At 55.7% G+C, this 19,492-nt stretch carries 19 protein-coding genes; 11 read left to right on the forward strand and 8 right to left on the reverse strand.

Annotated elements, in window-relative coordinates; all coding sequences use genetic code 11:
• Positions 1-23 precede the first annotated feature (23 nt).
• A complete protein-coding gene (locus IPN28_10860; GenBank protein QQS56751.1) occupies positions 24-1,043 on the forward strand; it encodes a polyprenyl synthetase family protein in 1,020 nt (339 codons plus the stop codon).
• Between the two features lie 5 nt (positions 1,044-1,048).
• On the opposite strand, the gene IPN28_10865 is transcribed toward IPN28_10860, so the two are convergent.
• Genes IPN28_10865 through IPN28_10875 form a run of 3 tightly spaced genes read right to left on the reverse strand, consistent with a single transcriptional unit; the run spans position 1,049 to position 3,335 of the window.
• Entirely contained in the window at positions 1,049-1,579 is a 531-nt protein-coding gene (locus tag IPN28_10865) for a hypothetical protein (GenBank protein ID QQS56752.1), read from the reverse strand.
• A gap of 12 nt (positions 1,580-1,591) precedes the next feature.
• On the reverse strand, positions 1,592-1,939 hold the full coding sequence (locus IPN28_10870) for a hypothetical protein (GenBank protein QQS56753.1): 348 nt from the start codon (positions 1,937-1,939) through the stop codon (positions 1,592-1,594).
• 58 nt (positions 1,940-1,997) lie between these two features.
• Positions 1,998-3,335 (reverse strand): hypothetical protein, encoded by a 1,338-nt coding sequence (locus tag IPN28_10875; protein ID QQS56754.1) that lies wholly within the window; start codon positions 3,333-3,335, stop codon positions 1,998-2,000.
• Between the two features lie 121 nt (positions 3,336-3,456).
• Between IPN28_10875 and IPN28_10880 the strand changes: the two genes are divergently transcribed.
• Positions 3,457-5,217 carry a hypothetical protein gene (locus IPN28_10880; protein ID QQS56755.1) on the forward strand — a complete coding sequence of 587 codons (1,761 nt, stop codon included), beginning with the start codon at positions 3,457-3,459 and terminating at the stop codon, positions 5,215-5,217.
• A gap of 20 nt (positions 5,218-5,237) precedes the next feature.
• On the opposite strand, the gene IPN28_10885 is transcribed toward IPN28_10880, so the two are convergent.
• The 4 genes from IPN28_10885 to rph all read right to left on the reverse strand — a co-directional run bounded on the left by IPN28_10885 (position 5,238) and on the right by rph (position 8,328).
• The gene (locus IPN28_10885; protein QQS56756.1) at positions 5,238-6,446 is read right to left on the reverse strand and encodes a coproporphyrinogen III oxidase; all 1,209 of its coding nucleotides are present in this window, start codon (positions 6,444-6,446) and stop codon (positions 5,238-5,240) included.
• A gap of 21 nt (positions 6,447-6,467) precedes the next feature.
• Positions 6,468-6,785, reverse strand: coding sequence for a hypothetical protein (locus IPN28_10890; GenBank protein QQS56757.1), 318 nt, complete (start codon positions 6,783-6,785; stop codon positions 6,468-6,470).
• Between the two features lie 224 nt (positions 6,786-7,009).
• On the reverse strand, positions 7,010-7,603 hold the full coding sequence (gene rdgB / locus IPN28_10895) for an RdgB/HAM1 family non-canonical purine NTP pyrophosphatase (GenBank protein ID QQS56758.1): 594 nt from the start codon (positions 7,601-7,603) through the stop codon (positions 7,010-7,012).
• Positions 7,604-7,608: 5 nt separating this feature from the next.
• Positions 7,609-8,328, reverse strand: a complete 720-nt coding sequence (rph, locus tag IPN28_10900) for a ribonuclease PH (protein ID QQS56759.1) — start codon at positions 8,326-8,328, stop codon at positions 7,609-7,611.
• 99 nt (positions 8,329-8,427) lie between these two features.
• Here rph and hrcA point away from each other — a divergent pair, with 99 nt between their 5' ends.
• The 9 genes from hrcA to IPN28_10945 all read left to right on the forward strand — a co-directional run bounded on the left by hrcA (position 8,428) and on the right by IPN28_10945 (position 18,572).
• Positions 8,428-9,477, forward strand: coding sequence for a heat-inducible transcriptional repressor HrcA (hrcA, locus tag IPN28_10905; protein ID QQS56760.1), 1,050 nt, complete (start codon positions 8,428-8,430; stop codon positions 9,475-9,477).
• A 117-nt stretch (positions 9,478-9,594) separates the two neighbouring features.
• Positions 9,595-10,482, forward strand: coding sequence for a hypothetical protein (locus IPN28_10910; GenBank protein ID QQS56761.1), 888 nt, complete (start codon positions 9,595-9,597; stop codon positions 10,480-10,482).
• A gap of 55 nt (positions 10,483-10,537) precedes the next feature.
• Positions 10,538-11,215: a nucleotide exchange factor GrpE gene (gene grpE / locus IPN28_10915; protein QQS56762.1), complete on the forward strand. Its 678-nt coding sequence runs from the start codon at positions 10,538-10,540 to the stop codon at positions 11,213-11,215.
• Positions 11,216-11,372: 157 nt separating this feature from the next.
• Positions 11,373-13,319 carry a molecular chaperone DnaK gene (gene dnaK, locus IPN28_10920; protein QQS56763.1) on the forward strand — a complete coding sequence of 649 codons (1,947 nt, stop codon included), beginning with the start codon at positions 11,373-11,375 and terminating at the stop codon, positions 13,317-13,319.
• Between the two features lie 107 nt (positions 13,320-13,426).
• On the forward strand, positions 13,427-14,578 hold the full coding sequence (gene dnaJ, locus IPN28_10925; protein QQS56764.1) for a molecular chaperone DnaJ: 1,152 nt from the start codon (positions 13,427-13,429) through the stop codon (positions 14,576-14,578).
• A 23-nt stretch (positions 14,579-14,601) separates the two neighbouring features.
• Positions 14,602-15,402 (forward strand): 4-hydroxy-tetrahydrodipicolinate reductase, encoded by an 801-nt coding sequence (locus tag IPN28_10930; protein QQS56765.1) that lies wholly within the window; start codon positions 14,602-14,604, stop codon positions 15,400-15,402.
• Between the two features lie 123 nt (positions 15,403-15,525).
• The gene (locus tag IPN28_10935; GenBank protein QQS56766.1) at positions 15,526-16,878 is read left to right on the forward strand and encodes a VWA domain-containing protein; all 1,353 of its coding nucleotides are present in this window, start codon (positions 15,526-15,528) and stop codon (positions 16,876-16,878) included.
• A 63-nt stretch (positions 16,879-16,941) separates the two neighbouring features.
• Positions 16,942-17,886 (forward strand): HAMP domain-containing histidine kinase, encoded by a 945-nt coding sequence (locus tag IPN28_10940; protein ID QQS56767.1) that lies wholly within the window; start codon positions 16,942-16,944, stop codon positions 17,884-17,886.
• Positions 17,883-18,572 (forward strand): response regulator transcription factor, encoded by a 690-nt coding sequence (locus IPN28_10945; protein ID QQS56768.1) that lies wholly within the window; start codon positions 17,883-17,885, stop codon positions 18,570-18,572. The genes IPN28_10940 and IPN28_10945 overlap by 4 nt, the downstream gene beginning before the upstream one ends.
• 9 nt (positions 18,573-18,581) lie before the next feature.
• On the opposite strand, the gene IPN28_10950 is transcribed toward IPN28_10945, so the two are convergent.
• Complete coding sequence (locus tag IPN28_10950; protein QQS56769.1) at positions 18,582-19,448, reverse strand: methylated-DNA--[protein]-cysteine S-methyltransferase; 867 nt, start codon at positions 19,446-19,448, stop codon at positions 18,582-18,584.
• Positions 19,449-19,492 lie beyond the last annotated feature (44 nt).

Here is a 19,492-nt window from a genome sequence, read left to right on the forward strand (position 1 = left end):
CCAAAAAACTGATTAAAGACCTTATGCCAAAACTGAGCACACACAGGGAACAACGCCAGGAACAACCCGGTCCGCTGGAGCGTCTCTCCGCTGCTCTGGGTTCCGATATGCGGCTGGTCAATGAGCGGATTCTCAAATGCATGGAATCCGACGTCCCCCTCATCCCCCAACTTGCGCGTTACCTGATCGCCGCGGGTGGCAAACGCATACGCCCCCTCCTGACCCTGGCGGGCGCAGCGATTTATAACGCCCCGATGACCAAAACATACCCTCTCGCCGCCGCGGTCGAATTCATCCACACCGCCACGCTGCTGCATGACGATGTGGTCGATGAAAGCGCGGAACGCCGTGGACAAAAAGCCGCCAATCTGATTTTCGGAAACAAGGCCAGCGTTCTGGTCGGCGACTATCTGTTTTCTAAATCCTTCCAGTTGATGGTCGAATGCGGCTCTCTGGAGGTTCTGTCCATCCTCTCTGACGCCGCCGCTATCATTGCCCAGGGCGAGGTCAAACAGCTCTCGACCGCAAACAATATCGAAACCTCGATGCCAGCCTATCTCGACGTGGTGCAATCAAAAACAGCCGCCCTCTTCGCTGCCTCCTGCCGGATCGGCCCCGCGATAGCAGAAGCAGGGGAAGTACATGAAAAGGCCATGCGCGAGTACGGCATGAACATCGGCATAGCCTTCCAGATCGTGGACGATATGCTCGACTATGTTGCCGATCCCCGAGTGTTGGGAAAGGACATCGGCGATGACTTCAAAGAGGGCAAGATGACCGCCCCGGTGATTTATGCGCTCGAAAACGCTGATGGCCGTGAGCGCGCCTTCTGGCAGAGAACGGTGGGAGAGAAAATTATCGCCGAAGGAGACTTCGAAGCGGCTCGCGAGTTGATGAATCGGCACGACGCATTGAAAAAAAGTGCAGATTTGGCCGCCCGCTATGTCAAGGCTGCCAAAAAATCCCTTGAGACCACACCCGAGCATGATCTCAAGAGCACACTGTCAGACCTGGCAGGATTCATCCTGACTCGGACGCACTAAATCCTTCAAGTGCCAAAAATAAAATGAATAAGCGACCCGTAAAAAAGTGCGCCTAGCCCAAGAATGTTTAGGCCGTAGGCAATCTGCGCGGGCATCTCACCCCTGACCATAAAAAAATACATGACAAGAAAAACCGGAACCGTTTCGATGAAATACACTTTCATGCCATAGATGTCAGTCTCGGGAAACAGGACGGCAATCACCGTAATAAGAACAATCTGCATGATGGAAATCGCCTTATACCAACCATCCGCGATATGGCAGAACATGATGCTGCCGCGCAGGAAGACCCATAAAAGCGCGGGAATGGAAAACCACACCAGAACGAAAAGCGCCGTGATATAGACGCCCTTGTCCATGAAGGCATAGCGCAAGAAGTCGCCCTTATCCAGCGCCACACCGAGAATCGAAACCACGTAGATCAGGGAAAGAATCGGGATGAACCGCCGGATCAGGATATCGTAAAAATCGATGGGCAGAATGTGGTCCGGCGTATCGCGCTCAAGACGGATGACATGCTTGGCTTTTGTGGACATGCCGCATCACCCCTATTTCTTCTTTTTACGCTGGCAAGGATAAGCATCTATCAACGCCATTTCCACCCCCGGCGCGGCGATGAAGTTGCGGTGCAGCTTTTTATGCTCTGCAAAATAAAGCAAGACGACAAGATGAATCTCGTTAAGAGATACGCTTTCAGGAAGGCAGAAACTCTTCGGCCCTGCAGAATCTAAGGTTCTCATAAAATTATGATAGTCGATCACGGCAGAGATATAAGCCTGACAGGCAATCTTCCCGCCCGGAACCAACTCCTCGCCCTGCTTGTCGAGGGCACAGACTTTGAGAAAATATTCGCCGGAAAATCGCGCGGCATAAGCATGACTGGAAAAAAAGCACATAACCGCAAAAAACAGGCACAGGAATAAACAGCGCAACCGGAAAATATCAGGCCGGGACTTATTCATCAGCCTTGGTTTTAAGCTTCTGGAGGATGGCAAAGGGCGAATCCTCTTCCTTCCGTTTGGCTTCGAACGCAATAATACGGGCGGGGCGATCCTTGCCATCATGTACGTGATCCTTATGGCCATCCCTGTCCTTAAATCTCTTCTTCTTGGCACGCTTGTCCCTGGAAAAATGATCCGGTCCGGAATCATCCCGCCATTTATCCTTTTTGTCACCAGAAAACTTTTTCCCCCCGCCGGGTTTTTTAAATTCCTCTCCGCCTGACTCCGGCTCCGGCCCCGCCGCCTCGGAACCTTTTACAAAATTCTTGCGTCGCAGATGCCCGTGAGCAGGTCTCCCGCCTTCAAACGCCTTGCCCTTCTTCAAACGGAACACAGCAAGCTCGGGTTTGACCTCCGCCACCTTCTCGGCCTTAATTTCAGTCGTCGCAGGAGCGGACGCATCAGTTTCGGCCGGAGCGGCAACACTGACCTCAGATACGGGCGACGCTTCGGCTTTGGCCACCTCCGCCTCAGCAGCGGCGGCAGCTTTAGCCGCAATCTTCTCGGGATCCTCGGCGGGATCATAAATTTTCATGTGGCCCATCGCTTCGAGAATTTTATAAAGCCCCTCGATCGAACAGCCCAGCCACTCGGCCATCTCATGACGGGCGCTGAATTTCCCCTTTGTCGCATGATCGTAGATCGCATTAATCACGCGATCCAGCATATCGATACGCACGATCCGCCCGCCATAGACCGGATACCCGATCGAGCGGAAGAAATCACGGTCCGCGCTGGCCTCGTCAATATCTCTGGATACGATCCCGTCCGCCGGAACCGGCGCGGGCAAAGGCCGCTCCCGGTAAAGCGACCACAACAGCCCGCGCAGCCGCACGGCGGCGGGCTTATTCAGAAGGGGCATAAAAACCAGCAAAGGCCCAAGCCTGATCTTCTTAGACCGCAACACGCCGCGCTGCTCCGCATCGAGCTTGCCGATACTCTCTTCGAGTTCCTCCCGGGGCACAACCCCCAGCGAATCGAAAAGAGCCTTACTGATAGCCTGTACGGGATCGGAATCGTTCGCCGACACCTGCGCCCCCAGAACCACGAGTGGCTCCAGAACGCTGGCGATATGCGTATTCAGCCAATGCTGTAAACTGGTCAGAAGTTCGCCCGCATCAACCCCCGCCGTTTTCTCGTTCGCTAAAATCTCGACCGCAGGCCGCAGGGCATGATCGCCCTTGACCAGCTTGGCGACAGGCTCCCCCGGCAGGGGATTTTCCGGTTTCGATTGCCAGAGGATCGTTCCGTCCGCAGAAAGAGAGAACTGGCTCGGTTTGGAGTTAAGCATCAGCAGAGAATCCTAGATTTGGGCAGTATTAATGCAGTTTATCCTTGGACACGGCAAGGCTTTTTGTATAAATTCGTGCCGGACTGGTTAATTTAGGCATACTCTATCAGGGATTTCCTCGATGAAAAGATATCTTCTCGCTTCCGCTATTATCATAACATTCGTTCCGTTCAAGGCTCAGGCCGTACAAATCGACGCCGCAGGCGCAGATCATCTGAAAAAGGTCTTCACGAACCTGCTGAACGACCAGAAGGAAATCAACGAAGCCTTCGGAACCGTAGACGTCATCTACACGGGCGAAGTCGCCGTAGAGCCGAAGGGCGAATATTACGCCGTCACCCTGCCGAAGGTGGAAATCAAACTCGATGAAAGCCTCGCCGCGCAGGTGCCTCCGCCGGCCCCGCAAGACCCCGCTCAGGCGCAGCAAACCCCTCCGCCCGCACCTGGGGCCAACGGATTCGTCCTTGACCTCGGCCAGACCGCGATCAATGCCATCCCCGATGAAAAGCCCGGCAACTGGAAAATGACCGTCGCCCTGCCCGCCACCCTATCGATGAAAATCGCCGACGAAATGGCCATCAATATCAATATCGGCCAGCAGAACACGGCGGGCCTCTTCAACGAAAGCTACGGCTACTTCACGAAGATGGACGCTCTCTACAAGGATCTGAAATTCAACGTTGTGTCCGCAGGACAGACTCATGATTTCGCCATTCCCGAACTCTCGATGAAATCGAATCTTGAGGATGAAGGCGGCTACCTGACCGGCCCCACGACCATACGAGCTTCAGGACTAGCTTTCGACATCCCTGAAGAACACGCCAGCATTAAGCTTGGCGCGTTGCAGGTCGACGCGGGACTAAAAAAATACAAGGCGCTGCCCTCCGGCGAATACAAAGCCAAAATGATCGCTTACGGCCAGAAACTGAAAACCATGATCGACAATCCCTCCGCACCGCCCAGCGGCGCCCAGATCGAGGAAATCGTCAACAGCGTCCTCGGCTTCAGCGACTTCGAGGGTATGGATGTCCGCTACAGTCTTGAAAATCTGGACATCGCCGCCAACCCGCCACAGGATGACTTCAAACCCGGCGAAGACCTCAAAGGCCTGAAAATCGCTGGCGCTTTCCTCGGCTTCGGTCTGGATCAGATCAAATCCGAAAGCGGGACGGTCAGCTTCAACTTTGGTTATAACGATGTCGCGGTGGACCCCATCCCGCCCGGATACGAGGGCATCATCCCCAACGCGGTCAATCTGGGCTTTACCGCCAACAAAATCCCGATGCAGTCGCTCTGGACCAACGGCATGAACTCGGTGAAGGCAATCAGCGCGAACCCCGAAATGGGCGCGATGGCCGGCATGGGCCTCCTTATGCAGCTTCCCATGATGCTGACAAATGCCGGAACCGAAATCACCGTGAAGGACAACTTCGTCCGCGGCCCTGAATACAAGGCTGCTCTGGACGGAACCGTAAAGGCGGATGCTTCGGCGGCGATGCAGTTCATCTCCAGCTTCAAGGGCCAGTTCGACGGCCTCGACGAGTTGCTGACGAAGGTTCAGGCGAATGCCAACAACCCGAACTTCCCGAACGCCTACGAGTTCAATGACATCGCCATGACTCTCCAATCCATGAAGGATATGGGTCAGGCCGGAACGGGCGCGGACGGAAAATCCAGCTACGCTTTTGACATTCAGGTCGGCGCGGACGGCAAGGCCACCATCAACGGCAAGGACATCCCGATGGGAGGAATGGGCGGCGCCCCGATGGGTGGCCCCGGTATGCCTCCTCCCGGAATGGAACAGCCTGCTGCACCTCCGGCCCAGTCTCCTGACAACCAGACTCCGGCAGCGGGCGATGAGGGCCAGCCTCTGCCCTACTAAGGCAAGCTTAAATTAAGGAATTAGACAGCGGGAGAAGAAGATTTTCCCGCTGTTTCTTTATCGGGCCTTTGAGGACTGAGCAAAAACCCGATAAGGCTGTTGAGCCGCAGCATCCCCTCCACCGTAAGAACGATGCGCTTATCCGAAAGCCGGACCCACCCCTCCTCGACCGAAAGTGCCAAATTCCCCGGATGGATCAATTCAAGCGGATGCACCAAGAATCGGCTTTGAAAATCATGAAAGCCGATCCCCTGATTCAAACGGAACCCGACCATCAGCGCCTCTTCCCTCTGCGCCTCGGAAGAAATGTCCTCGAAAGGATGCGATCCGTATCCGGCCTCACCCACACGCTGTAACCAGACCTCCGGCGCGGCATGATCGCGGGACGCAACCTTCTGCCCGTTGAGCACGAACCGTCCATGCGCCCCCGGCCCGATCCCGATATAATCCTGATAGGTCCAATAGACCAAATTATGCCGACATTCCTGCCCCGGCGCGGCATGATTGGACACCTCATAGGCCGGAACCCCCGCCCGCCGCATCATCTCCTGAGTCAGCAGATAAAGCTCCGCACCTTCAACCTCGTCGGGCACAGAAAATTCCCCCCTTCTGTGCCGCATGAAAAACGGGGTGTTCCGTTCAATGGTCAACTGATAAAGCGACAAATGCCCCCGCGCCAGACTCAATCCGCGCTCAAGCTCCCGCGCCCATGAATCTGGCGTCTGCCCCGGCCGCGCATAGATAAGGTCAAAACTCATCCGCTCGAAACACGACTGGGCAATCTCGATCGCCTGCAAGGCTTCCGCCGCATTATGCTCCCGCCCCAGAAACTTGAGCGACTCATCATCCAGAGCCTGAATGCCCAGAGAAACTCTATTGACCCCCGCCGACCGGAAATCCTTAAACTTCTGAATCTCTACGGAAGTCGGGTTGGCTTCAAGAGTGACCTCAAGATCATCGGCGCAACGCCAACTCCTCTTGATACCCGAAACAATCCGCTCCACGGTTTTTGGTTTCATCAATGAGGGCGTACCGCCCCCGAAAAAGATGGACACCACCTCACGGCCCGGAATCAGCCCGCTATAATACGAAATTGCCCGCTCATAAGCGCCGGCCCAGTCTTCATCGTCGATCCCCTCACGCACATGCGAATTGAAATCGCAGTAAGGGCACTTCGACGCACAAAACGGCCAGTGGATGTAGACGGCCAGGGATTGATTGCTGTTCATATGAAAAGGCCGTGGAGAGATCTACGACACGTTAAAAGAAGCTGAGTTCATAGGCGCGGCCTGAACCGCAACCCCGGCAACACCCATGGTATTATGCATAGCCTCGAAAATAATCGAGAGTGAAAACAAAGCCCCTCCGACCAGAAGCCTGATCGCCCCATGGTGAAGCGGGGTCTGCAGTGGGTTTTCGACATGGTCCTTAATCTTGAGGACACCCAAAACGCCTAGGACCAGTCCCATAAGATAGCTGATAGCCGTAAGCAAGCCGGGAAGAAGTGAAATAGACGTCGTAATGTTGCGAGCGATCGTGCTGAAATTGGCATTTCCAGCAAAGCACACCGTCGCATGCCCATACACCAGATAAAATGTAAAGACTCCAAATAATGCCTTCGCTTTTTTCCACCAGTTTATGTCCACAGCAACCTTCCCCTATCCTCAAGGCAGGTAAATTCTGGTTCGCCTCATATTCCATTGTATAGGCTTAAAGGCCATAGACAGTCAAATATATCGCCCATATGACAATATAACTTATTAAATAGTCTGAGCTGTGGCCCATAGAGAGTTCAGCCCATGCTTCCGACCAGCTTCTCAAACGCCCGCGCCCGATGACTGATCCGGTGCTTCTGCTCCGGATCCATCTCGGCAAAGGTCTGCGAATACCCCTGGGGAACAAAAATCGGGTCATAACCGAACCCTTTTTCGCCCCGCGGTGGCCAGATGATGGTCCCGTCCACCCGCCCCTCAAAGGTGCGCGAAGTCCCGTCCGGCCAGGCCAGCGCCAGCACACAGACAAAGCAAGCCGAACGATCCGGGGACTCGCCGAGTTCCCGTTGAACGCGTTCCATGGCAAGGGAGAAGTCTTTTGTTGGTCCGGCCCACCGCGCCGAATAAATTCCCGGCGCCCCACCGAGGGCGGAAACGGAAAGGCCGCTGTCGTCGGCCAGAGCCACCATTCCGCTCTGCCGCGCCGCCTCCCGCGCCTTAATGAGGGCATTTTCCTCGAACGTCGCCCCCGTTTCCTCGGGTTCGCTCAGCCCAAGTTCGGCAGAAGTCTTGACGCCCTGAACATAAGGCCCAAGCAGTTCCAGAATCTCCCGCGCCTTCCCGCTATTATGCGTAGCCACCAGCAACGGCGCGTCGGGCAGAAGCGTCCGCATAAAACCTAAATCCCCAGAACCTTGCGCTGCATCTCGGAGAGTTCCGCGCACCCACCCTGCGCCAGCCGCAGTAATCCCATAAACTGCTCCTCGGAAAACGGATCCTTCTCCGCCGTGCATTGGATTTCCACCAGAGCGCCTTTTCCGGTAATGACGAAATTCGCATCCGTCTCTGCATTCGAATCCTCGGCATAGTCGAGATCAAGAACACTCTGCCCCTCGAAAATCCCGCACGAAATCGCGGCAACAGTATCAGTGATGGGAATTTCTTTGATCATGCCAACCGTGAGCATATGCGAAAACGCCTGATGCATCGCCGCGAAACCGCCGGTAATTGCCGCCGTCCGCGTCCCGCCATCCGCTTGAATGACGTCGCAATCCACACGCACCTGACACTCGCCCATCGCCTCCAGCTTGACCACGGAACGAAGAGACCGCCCGATCAGCCTTTGAATCTCCTGCGTCCGCCCGCTCTGCTTGCCCCGCGCGGCCTCGCGGTCCATACGCTCGTTGGTCGAGCGTGGCAGCATCCCGTATTCGGCCGTCACCCAGCCGCGCCCGGAATTCTTCATCCACGGCGGAGTTTTCGTCTCGACGGTCGCCAGACAAAGAACGTGCGTATCCCCGAATTTGACCAGACACGACCCCTCCGCGTGCTTCGAAACACCCAGAGTCATCTCCACATCCCGCAACTGGTTGGGCTTGCGCCCCGAAGGTCTGTCCATAGCTTTGCATCCCGAAAAACAAAAATAAAACAACGCGAAGCGCACTCTACCCTGCCGGGGGGAATTGTCAATTTAAGGAACCGCAATTATTATAGGCAGATGATTACGGAATTAAACGAACGCTCCCGCGAAATCTTCCGCTTTATCGTGGACACTTATCTCGAAACCGGACAGCCCGTAGCCTCCCGCACGATTTCCCGTGTGGCGGGCATCGCCCTCTCCCCCGCCAGCATCCGCAACACGATGGCGGACCTTGAGGATATGGGTCTGCTTTACGCGCCCCACACCTCGGCGGGCCGCATCCCGACCCAGCACGGCCTGCGTTTTTATATCGACGGCCTCATGGAAATCGGGGGGCTTACGGCGGGTGAACGCAAGAAAATTGAAACCTCCTGCGCCTCCGCAGGCAATACGGTGAACGAGGTTCTCGAACAGGCCACCAACCTTCTTTCCGGCCTGAGTTCGTGCGCCAGCCTCGTCGTCGCCCCGAAAGCGAATACGGCAATCAGGCAAATCCAGTTCATGCCTCTCGATCCCCGCAGGGTTCTGGTGATTATCGTCATGGAAAACGGCATGGTCGAAAACCGCATCATGGACGTTCCAGAAAATGTTCCCCCCGCAAGCCTGATCGCCGCGTCGAATTACCTCAACAGCCGACTGGCCGGAAAAACCCTTCTCCAGACCCAAAAGGAGGTCACGGAGGAAATCCGGCAAAATCAGACTCATCTTGATGCGCTCACCGCCGATCTGGTGCAAAGGGGCATCGCCCTCCCGATCCAGAACATTAAAGCCAAGGGAACCGGCTACATGATCGTGCGTGGGCAGTCGCACCTGCTGGAAGATGTGAAGGCCTTGGAGGATTTACACCGGGCCCGCACCCTGCTCGGCTATCTGGAGGAGCAGGAAATGATGCTCAGCCTGCTGGAAAGCATGGGCAACGCGGAGGGCGTTAAAATTTTCATCGGAAGCGAAAACAAGATTTTCGATCAGTCCGGCTGGTCCTTGATCATCGCGCCTTACAAATCGGTCAATCAGAAGATCATCGGTGCGATCGGCGTCATCGGCCCGACCCGCCTGGATTACGACCGGATTATCCCGATGGTCGATTACACGTCCAGAATTATCAACCGCCTGCTGGGCGACTCTTGATTTAAATTAGAAAACTCTAAATTAATGCATTAAAATCGCCGGATTGAGATATAACTTTTGCCTGTTGGCCCTTTCCGCGATAAAGTAGCAAAGGTTTTTACTCGTTGGGTTCATGCTATGTCATTTAAACGCTTACCTCTTTTCACACTATTTCTGGGTTTTGGATGTATCGCTTGTCTGGCCTCTGCGCCGTCTTGGGCACAATATGACCCAAACGCTGACAAGCCGTTAGAAGAGGACAAGGGACCGGGCCTGAATCTGGTTGACCGCGGCCTCTATACCCTCCAGTTGTTGCGCGTCCCCGGGGGGAAACCCGGCGATTTTACTATTCGGGCGACAAACCCGGGCACAGTCTCGGGATGTGTAACCCTTACGGACCCTGATATTAAAGTCAAATTCCTGATGAACAAGGTGGATGTCACGCTCGAGGCCGATCAGACGTTCGAGCTAAAGGACGATGAGCCTCGTTACGGCGCTTATAGCTGCGATACCGAAACCCATACCTCGTACTTTGACGTCACCCTCAACCGCGATGAATTGATCGACCACAATTCCAAGTTTATCGGCCTGAAAAGCAAGGAATTCGGAATGTATTCCAGCGACAAGATCGACGTCTCGCAGGAAAAAATCGAACTCTTGACCCAATACCCCTGGGGATCGGAACTCATCACCTTCTGGTTCTATCCCGCAAACACCGTGATATTGCACGCTCCCGCTGCAAAATCGGGGCACGATGTCAGCGCCCTGATTGATGGCTTTGCCGAAAGCAAGGGTCTGGTGCCGCTTTCAAAAACCCTGAAGGGGCATGAGCTGCCCTACTGGGCCACCAACATGAAATATTACACAGACCCCAGAGGCGCGATCCTGAACCAACTCTCAACCCCCGGCGAAAACGCGAAGGTCGGTTCTGTGACCGCCCACCGCACGGTTTACGGTTCGGACGGTGCGGGCGATCAACCTTACGCGCTCGACATCCTCGGCAGAACCCCGGGAACCACCGACTGAAAGTTGACTTCTTAAGCGTATCCGGCTATCTGCTCCAGAACCTAGGGACTCGGAGATGAACGAGACATTGAAAAATCAACCTGAAGAATTATCCCCCGGCGAATCTGACCCGGCGGAGAGCCAGCCATCCGCCCCGCAGGAAAACCCCGCCTCCCAACCCCCGCACGTCCAGAGCTTCACCCCGCATAAAAGCGAGGAGAAGATGCGGATAGAGATGCTGGAAAGAGAAGTTGAAAAAGCCAAGGACCAGACCCTACGCGCCATGGCCGAAACCGAGAATATGCGTAAGCGCGCCGCACGGGAACGCGAGGACGCCTCCAAATTCGCCGTCACTGGCTTCGCCCGAGACCTCCTGAGCGTCGCGGACAATCTGCGCCGCGCCATCGAAGCGATAACGGGACAAACCGACCAGGCCGACCCCCGCATGAAAACCCTCCTGAGCGGCATCGAAGCCACCGAACGCGAACTGCTGTCCGTCTTCGAACGCAACGGCATCAAAAAACTGGAACCCCTGCACCAGCCTTTCAACCCGAATCACCATGAAGTCATCTTTGAGGCTCCGGTGGAAGGCTTGCCGCCGGGGATCATCTTTCAACTGGTCCAGCCCGGCTACCTGCTTCACGACCGCCTCCTCCGCCCCGCCCGTGTCGGCGTGGTTAAGGAAAACACAGGAGGACAAAAACCGGACGACTTACCCCCCGAACCCGGCCAGAACATTGATACCCAAGTCTGAAAAGTTACACCGCCGTCATAAAATTTTTGACTTCGGTTATGGCATTTTTCTGCGTTATGATATATTCATTACGCCGCGAAGAACGGAACGTAAACCTTTGGAAATCCTGCGGTGCCATGACGGGCCGCTGAGTTTTCGCTAACGAAAGAGGTATCAAATGAGCAAAATCATCGGAATTGACTTGGGAACCACGAACTCCTGCGTAGCCATTATGGATGGCAAGGAGCCGCGGGTCATTGAAAACGCCGAAGGGATGCGGACAACGCCGTCCATGGTCGCCTTCAGCAAGGACGGCGAACGCCTCGTCGGCCAGCCCGCAAAGCGTCAGGCGGTCACGAACCCCGAAAACACGCTGTACGCCATCAAGCGCCTGATCGGCCGCCGTTTTAACGACCCGCAAGTCAAGGATATGCGGAGCAAGGCACCCTTCAAAATCATCGAGGGCGACAACGGCGATGCCTGGGTCGAAATCAACGGCCAGAAGTACGCCCCCTCGCAAATCTCGGCCATGGTCCTCCAGAAAATGAAGGAAACGGCGGAGGCCTTCCTGGGCGAAACCGTGACCCGCGCCGTCATCACCGTCCCGGCCTATTTCAACGACTCCCAGCGTCAGGCCACCAAAGACGCCGGCCGCATCGCCGGTCTTGAAGTCGAGCGCATCATCAACGAACCCACAGCTGCCGCCCTCGCCTACGGCCTTGATAAAAAAACCGCGGGCACGATCGTCGTCTACGACCTCGGCGGCGGAACCTTCGACGTCTCCGTCCTTGAAATCGGCGATGGCGTATTCGAGGTGAAAGCAACCAACGGTGACACATTCCTCGGCGGCGAAGACTTCGATCTGAGAATCATCGACTATCTGGCCGACGAATTCAAAAAGGAGCAGGGCATTGACCTCCGCAACGACAAGCTGGCCCTCCAGCGTCTGAAGGAGGCGGCGGAGAAAGCCAAGATCGAACTCTCCAGCACGACCCAGACCGAGATCAACCTGCCCTTCATCACGGCGGACGCATCCGGCCCCAAACACCTCCAGATCGCGCTGACCCGCGCCAAGATGGAAAACATCGTGGCCGACCTCGTCAAACGCACCGTAGAACCGCTAAAGGCCGCTCTCAAGGATTCGGGCCTGAAAGCGTCCGAAATTGATGACGTCGTTCTCGTCGGCGGCATGACCCGGATGCCCAAGATCATCGAAACCGTGAAGGAGTTCTTCGGCAAGGAACCCCACAAGGGCGTTAACCCGGACGAAGTCGTCGCCGACGGCGCGGCCATTCAGGGCGGCGTCCTCAAGGGCGACGTCAAGGATGTCCTGCTGCTCGATGTCACCCCGCTCTCACTGGGAATCGAAACCCTGGGTGGAGCCTTCACCCGCATGATCGAGCGCAACACGACGATCCCGACCAAGAAATCCCAGACCTTCTCGACCGCCGAGGACAGCCAGAATGCCGTCACCATCCGCGTCTTCCAGGGCGAACGCAGCATGGCCGCGGACAACAAGCTGCTCGGCCAGTTCGACTTGATCGGCATTCCCCCCGCGCCCCGTGGAATCCCGCAAATTGAGGTCACCTTCGACATTGACGCGAACGGAATCGTCCACGTCACCGCGAAGGATAAAGCGACCAACAAGGAACAGCAGATCCGCATTCAGGCCTCGGGCGGTCTTTCCGACGCCGACATCGAAAAAATGGTCAAGGACGCCGAAGCCAACGCCGAAACCGATAAGAAGAAACGCGCCCTCGTCGAGGCCAAAAACCACGCCGAAAGCGCCATCCACTCCGCCGAAGCCAGCCTTAAGGAATTCGGCGGCGACGTCCCGTCATCGGACAAATCCGCGATTGAAAAGGCGATCGAATCCCTCAAATCCGCCCTTGAGGATGAAAACCCCGAAGAGATCAAGTCCAAAACCGACGCCCTGGCGCAGGCCAGCATGAAGCTCGGGGAGATCGCCTACCGCAAGGCGCAGGAAAAGGAAGCCGGCATGGCCCCGCAAGGAGCGCCGGAATCCCCGGCGGCGGACGTGGACGAAGAGGACAAAACCATCGACGCCGACTTCACCGACCTCGAAATCGAGGAAGAGGACGACGACCGCAAAAAGTCTGCTTAAAAAATCTTAAGCCAGAAGCGCCGGACAGGATAACTTTGCGTTTCCCCTCATCGGTGCTTTTGGCGTACTGTCCTCGGGGACAAGAAGGATAAGGACCGGATAATCCGATGTCGGACAAGGATTTTTACAAAATTCTGGGCGTGGAAAAAAACGCCGGCGCGGAGGACATCAAAAAATCCTACCGCAAACTCGCCATGCAGTATCACCCCGACCGCAACAAGGACAACCCGAAGGCCGAGGAAAAGTTCAAGGAAGTCAATCAGGCCTATGATGTTCTGAAAGATGAACAAAAACGCGCCGCCTACGACCGCTACGGCATGAGCGCCTTCGACGGCAGCATGGGCGCAGCCTCTCCCGGCGCGGGCGGAGATTTCAGCGGCTTCGGGGGCGCCTTCTCGGATATCTTCGAGGATATGTTCGGCGACATCATGGGCGGTCGCCGCAAAACAGGCCCGACCCGCGGCTCGGATGTCCAATACACCCTCGAAATCACACTTGAGGAAGCCTTCCTCGGCAAGGAAGCCAAATTAAAAATCCCCCTGCAGGACACCTGCGAAACCTGCGACGGCAAGGGTTCAGAATCCGGTCATTCAAGTCAGGCCTGCCCCGCCTGTAACGGACAGGGCCGCCTGCGCCAGCAACAGGGCTTCTTCACCATCGAACGCACTTGCCCCACCTGTCAGGGTGCGGGTAGCGTTATCACCAACCCCTGCAAGAAATGCGCGGGTCAGGGCACAGTCCGCAAGGAAAAGAACCTCAACGTCAAAATTCCGGCGGGCGTGGAAACCGGCCGCCGCATCCGCCTGACCGGAGAGGGCGAAGCAGGCCAGCGCGGCGGACCGCGGGGCGATCTTTACGTGCTCCTCAATGTCAAACCGCACAAGCTCTTCCGCCGCGAAGGAGCGAATCTTTACTGCCGCGTCCCGATCACGGTCACCCGTGCGGCGCTGGGCGGCGAAGTGGACGTCCCGACCATCGAGGGCAAACGCGCCAACGTCAAGGTGCCGCCGGGAACCCAGACCGGCCAGCAATTCCGCATCAAGGGCAAGGGCATGAGCGTCCTGCGCTCCGACGCACGCGGCGATATGTATATCGAAATCTTCGTGGAGACCCCCGTGAACCTGAGCAAAAAGCAGCAGGATATTCTCAAACAGCTTGATGAATCGATGGACGATGGCGCCACCAAGGGCAAGAACTCCCCCGAATCGAGCGGATTTTTCAAAAAAATGCGCGAATTCTGGGGCGATCTCAGCGATTGACGGATCAAGAGAACGGAAAAACCATGAGTAAATCTAAGGAAGAGAAAACACTTAAAATCGGCGTGGCGGGTTGCACAGGCCGCGTGGGAAAACTGGTCGTGCAGGAACTCCTCTCCGACCGCTGGAGCGGTCTGGGCGTTGAACTCTCCGGCGGCAGCATCCAGAGCGAAAGAGCGCAGAAATTCGACTTTTTCATCACCCGCGAGCCAAAGGAACTCTTTGAAGCCTCCGATGTCGTCATTGACTTCACCAGCCCCGCCGGAGCGCGCATCCACGCGGAAATCGCAGCGGAACTGAAAAAGCCGCTGGTCATCGGCGCGACGGGTATGGACGAGGAGGACGAAAGAGCGTTGCAAGTCGCCGCCGAAAACGCCCCCATCCTCTACAGCGCGAACATGAGCATCGGCACCAACATCCTTCTCGCGTACGTCGAGCAGGCTGCAGCGCGTCTGGGCATCGAATGGGACATCGAGATTTTCGAAACCCACCACAAGCTGAAGGTCGATGCCCCCTCCGGCACGGCGATCATGCTCGGAAGAGCCGCCGCCAAGGGCCGCGGGGAACGGCTGGAATCAATCGCCGCTTACGCCCGCCATGGCAAAACCGGCATTCGCGCCCCCGGCGCCATCGGCTTTGCCGTTGCCCGCGGCGGCGATATTGTCGGCGAACACAAGGTCACCTTTTTCGGCGAGGGCGAACGCATTGAATTCGGGCACATCGCCACCGACCGTTCCCTCTTTGCCCGTGGCGCCATCCGCGCGGCGCAGTGGCTCTCAGGCCAAAAGCCGGGCCTCTATTCCATGCGCGACGTCCTCGATCTTTAGGATAAAACCCGCCAGCAGTGTTTTTTACATAGATTTTACAAATCCCTGACGCGCCTTTGACCCATCTCACTTGAAAATCCTGTTCAATCAAGAAATGCAGGTTTTTCAAAAGGAGATTGCGCGATGAAAATAACGTTTACGATTATAAAAAGGGCTGTCGGGTTCTGTGCGGCTCTAATGATGCTGACAGCTATAAACGCGCAAAACGCACACGCCGATAACCCGTCAGTCCAGATCACATCACAACTGAGCCATTCATACATCATGACGGGGCAAAACCAGAAAGTCTACCTGAAGGTCGGATTGCGGGGAACAAAGCCTGACTCTGCGAAAATGCAAAGACCGCCGATCAATCTTGCGCTTGTGCTCGACAAATCCGGCTCCATGTCCGGCCAGAAAATAGAGGACGTCAAGCAGGCTGCGAAAGCGATGATCGACCGTTTGCAGTCTGGGGATACGATCTCGATCGTCATATATGACGATCGATCACAGGTTCTGGTGCCAACAACGCATTTGGAAAACGCAGAATTGATACGGCAAAGAATAGACTCGATTACGGCCAATGGCGGCACCGCTCTTTACGATGGGGTTACGGATGGCGCTCATGAACTCATGAATTATGTGTCGGATAATCAGATCAATCGGGTGATCCTGCTCTCCGATGGACTGGCAAATGTCGGCCCGCAATCGACAGAAGAACTGGGGCGGCTGGGTTTGGACCTAATACAGCAAGGCATCTCCGTCAGCACCATCGGCATCGGCGAAGGCTATAATGAGGATCTGATGTCAACGCTGGCCGCAAAATCCGATGGGTTTCACCGCTTTCTGGCGAATACGGCAGACCTGTACAGCACACTGGACTGGGAAATGGGCAAAATATCCTCTGCTGTCGCAAACGATGTCACGGTCAAACTGAAATTCGCGCGGGGTGTCCGTCCGCTCTCAGTGGGGCGGGAGGGCGTAATCAATGGTCAGGAGGTTACAGTCAAAATCAATCAGGTCTATAGCGACCATGAGATTTACGTGCTGACCGAGGCTGAAATTATGCCCGACATCGGCCAGCACATCGTTAGCCCTATCGCTGACGTCAATCTTCTATATTTTGATATGGCATCCAAAAACAATATAGATAACTGGCAATATGTAAGCACAAAAGTCACGAATGACCAGAATCTGGTGAATACTACGCTAAACCGCGACGTCCTGATCGCCGTCAATGAACAAAATGCGGCCGCCATTCAGAAAACCGCCATCGACCTTCGCGATCAAGGCAAAGTCCATGACGCGAAGGCGCTGCTGGATGAAATGGCCGAAACCCTCAAAAAGGCTGGGGAGTTATTGGCCTCCCCGCGCCTGACGAAATACTCGGAGGCCATCGAAGACAGCGCACAAAAGATCGAAGACGACGCACAATGGAACGAAAACAGGAAGCAAAACACCTCAACCATGTTCTCTGTAAGTTTTAATGTCACGTAGCCCCACCGACGAGCAAGATACGGCCTTGGCAGAGGCCGTATCTTTTTTATACTGTAGCAAGATATGAAAAAACGCCATCTCTTCGCCCTGATATTAATTCTCATCGTGCCGATGCTCACCATGGCCCGGATATGGGACGACCTCATAAAAAACGAGCAGGCCGCCATAACCTGCCGCTACGAACAGAGCCTGCTTCTACAGCAATGCAATACCGCACCTCAAATAACCTATGACAAAGAAGATCTGCCCCTGCCCGACTATCAAAAACATCTGGTCTGGGTAGGTTTATCGCTGTCCTTTTTTATCCTGGGCGCTTACTTCTTCTGGGAGTTTCTGAAAATCCTCGGCATCACCAGTCGCAAAGTCTCCTTCGTCAGCCACGTCTCACATGAACTGAAAACGCCACTGACCAACCTGCGCCTCTATATCGACCTTCTGAAAAATCAGACCGCCGAGCAACCGGAGACGCAAAAAAAACTCGCCGTTCTCGATCAGGAATGTCTGCGGCTCACGCAGCTTGTCGATAACCTCTTGCTCTTTTCGGGAGGAGATCGCCTTCACATCACCCTGAAGGATCAGGACATCGACGAAATAATTGAATCCCTCCGCGTCCGTCACGCCGATGCCTTTGCTGCAAAGAACCTCAAATTGATGACTGAATCCCAACGTGTGCGGGCCATGGTGGATCGTAGTGTTCTGGAGCAGATTTTGGTCAATCTCCTGAGCAACGCCCTCAAATACGTCCCCGCAGGCGGTACAATAAAACTGTCCGCCCGCAAGGAAGACAAAAAACTTCTGATACGCGTTGAGGATGACGGGCCGGGTATCCCCGCCGCGCTACGAAAAAAAATCTTCGTGCCGTTCGAACGCGGGGACGGATCGAATTCCCAAGAAGCCGCCGGAATGGGCATCGGCCTGCCGCTGGCCCGCAATCTGGCGCGAGCGCATGGCGGCGATCTCATTTTATTGGAAACGCCCAAAGGCGCAGCGTTTGAGGTGCGGTTATGAAAGTTCTTGTGGCCGAAGACGATCCAAATATCCTGAGCGCCCTTTGCGAAATCTTCGAACAGGAAGGCTTTGAGCCGATCAGGGCAAAAGACGGCGCGCAGGCTCTGGCCCTTTTCACGGAGAAAAAACCGGACTTCCTGTGCCTCGACATCATGATGCCGAACCTGAACGGCTACGATCTTTGCCGCAAAATCCGCGCGCTCCCCTCCGATGTTCCGATCATTTTCATGAGCGCCAAGGGGCAAGAAATCGATAAGGTTCTGGGCCTCGAACTCGGAGCGGACGATTACATCGTCAAACCCTTCGGGGTGCATGAGGTCATAGCCCGGATTCGCGCTGTGGCCCGCCGAACTCTGAAAAGCGCAAACCGTAATCCCGACCAAGGCGGATTTTCTATGAAAGACCTCACGGTCTATCCACTCCAACTCAGAGCCTTCCGCGATGGTGAACCTATTGATCTCAGCCTGCGCGAGGTTAAAATTCTCCAACTACTTTATGAAAATAAAGGCAAGGTCATAGACCGGGATGCGCTGCTCGATGCCTGCTGGGGCGAGCACATCATGCCCGAAAGCCGCACAGTGGATCAGCATATCGCCGTACTGAGAAAAAACATTGAACGCGATCCCAAAAATCCGCAGATCATAAAAACCGTCCACGGCGCGGGTTATAGATACGAAGCGGAATAACAAAGCGAACTATGCGGCTTGCTCACCTCGCCCCGCAGAAAGCCTCTCGGCTTCAAGAGCCAGGATCAGCTTCTTGCGCGGACTGCCCCATGCATAATTGTCGATGATGCCCGTGCCGCGAATCACCCGGTGGCACGGGATCAGCAGTGAAACCGGATTAGCCCCCACGGCATTCCCCACCGCCCGCGAAGCCTTCTCGGTGCAAACCGTTTTTGCGATGTCCAGATATGTGACTGTCTCCCCATTCGGAATCCGCAAGAGCGCCTGCCACACCTGCAACTGGAAATTCGTCCCGTAAAGGTCGAGCTTAAGCTGACCGCGATCCTGCCCCTTGCCGCGCCAGATCGCAAACACCTGCGCCCCCTCTCCCTCGACCGAATCATCGTCATGAACGAAGACAGCCTTCGGCCAGAACGCCTGCATCCTCTGCACCGGAATATCCCGCTTCTCCTCTATCAGGAAACCCAGCCAGCAAACCCCAAGCTGAGTCTTGGCAATCAGGATTTCCCCAAGAACACTCGGATGGAACCCATAGATAATCTCCAGCCCCAGCCCCCGGTTCTTAACCTGCCCCGGCGTCATCCCCTCGCAGGAAACGAACAGATCGTGCATCCGCCCCGTCCCCGAAAGCCCGCTCTCAAGCGCCGAGTCAAGCAAAGGCCGCCCCTCCTGCAGCAACCCCCGGGCGTGACGGACATTCATATACTGCACCAGCCGTTTAGGGCTGATCCCGACGGCCTTCTTGAACATCTTCTGAAAATGCGTCGCCTCATACCCGGCCCGGCCCGCGAGAAACTCCAGATCGGGCTGCTCCTTGGAGTGCGCGACCAGATAGTCGATCGTCTCAGCCACAACGGAAAGATTGAAATCGTTCATACTCACACAATTACGGTAAACCGCCCGAAAAACCAACCCGTTTC

The organism is Alphaproteobacteria bacterium, from assembly GCA_016699735.1.
Taxonomy (GTDB): Bacteria; Pseudomonadota; Alphaproteobacteria; order Micavibrionales; family Micavibrionaceae; genus JAGNKE01.

What these genes read in the sequence shown, in the direction of transcription:
- IPN28_10910 (QQS56761.1), top strand. Translation starts at nt 9,595, where the DNA reads ATGTCATTTAAACGCTTACCTCTTTTCACACTATTTCTGGGTTTTGGA.
- IPN28_10940 (QQS56767.1), top strand. Translation starts at nt 16,942, where the DNA reads ATGAAAAAACGCCATCTCTTCGCCCTGATATTAATTCTCATCGTGCCG.
- dnaK (QQS56763.1), top strand. Translation starts at nt 11,373, where the DNA reads ATGAGCAAAATCATCGGAATTGACTTGGGAACCACGAACTCCTGCGTA.
- IPN28_10945 (QQS56768.1), top strand. Translation starts at nt 17,883, where the DNA reads ATGAAAGTTCTTGTGGCCGAAGACGATCCAAATATCCTGAGCGCCCTT.
- dnaJ (QQS56764.1), top strand. Translation starts at nt 13,427, where the DNA reads ATGTCGGACAAGGATTTTTACAAAATTCTGGGCGTGGAAAAAAACGCC.
- IPN28_10930 (QQS56765.1), top strand. Translation starts at nt 14,602, where the DNA reads ATGAGTAAATCTAAGGAAGAGAAAACACTTAAAATCGGCGTGGCGGGT.
- IPN28_10950 (QQS56769.1), bottom strand. Translation starts at nt 19,448, where the DNA reads ATGAACGATTTCAATCTTTCCGTTGTGGCTGAGACGATCGACTATCTG.
- rdgB (QQS56758.1), bottom strand. Translation starts at nt 7,603, where the DNA reads ATGCGGACGCTTCTGCCCGACGCGCCGTTGCTGGTGGCTACGCATAAT.
- IPN28_10875 (QQS56754.1), bottom strand. Translation starts at nt 3,335, where the DNA reads ATGCTTAACTCCAAACCGAGCCAGTTCTCTCTTTCTGCGGACGGAACG.
- grpE (QQS56762.1), top strand. Translation starts at nt 10,538, where the DNA reads ATGAACGAGACATTGAAAAATCAACCTGAAGAATTATCCCCCGGCGAA.
- hrcA (QQS56760.1), top strand. Translation starts at nt 8,428, where the DNA reads ATGATTACGGAATTAAACGAACGCTCCCGCGAAATCTTCCGCTTTATC.
- IPN28_10865 (QQS56752.1), bottom strand. Translation starts at nt 1,579, where the DNA reads ATGTCCACAAAAGCCAAGCATGTCATCCGTCTTGAGCGCGATACGCCG.
- IPN28_10860 (QQS56751.1), top strand. Translation starts at nt 24, where the DNA reads ATGCCAAAACTGAGCACACACAGGGAACAACGCCAGGAACAACCCGGT.
- IPN28_10870 (QQS56753.1), bottom strand. Translation starts at nt 1,939, where the DNA reads ATGTGCTTTTTTTCCAGTCATGCTTATGCCGCGCGATTTTCCGGCGAA.
- rph (QQS56759.1), bottom strand. Translation starts at nt 8,328, where the DNA reads ATGGACAGACCTTCGGGGCGCAAGCCCAACCAGTTGCGGGATGTGGAG.
- IPN28_10880 (QQS56755.1), top strand. Translation starts at nt 3,457, where the DNA reads ATGAAAAGATATCTTCTCGCTTCCGCTATTATCATAACATTCGTTCCG.
- IPN28_10885 (QQS56756.1), bottom strand. Translation starts at nt 6,446, where the DNA reads ATGAACAGCAATCAATCCCTGGCCGTCTACATCCACTGGCCGTTTTGT.
- IPN28_10935 (QQS56766.1), top strand. Translation starts at nt 15,526, where the DNA reads ATGAAAATAACGTTTACGATTATAAAAAGGGCTGTCGGGTTCTGTGCG.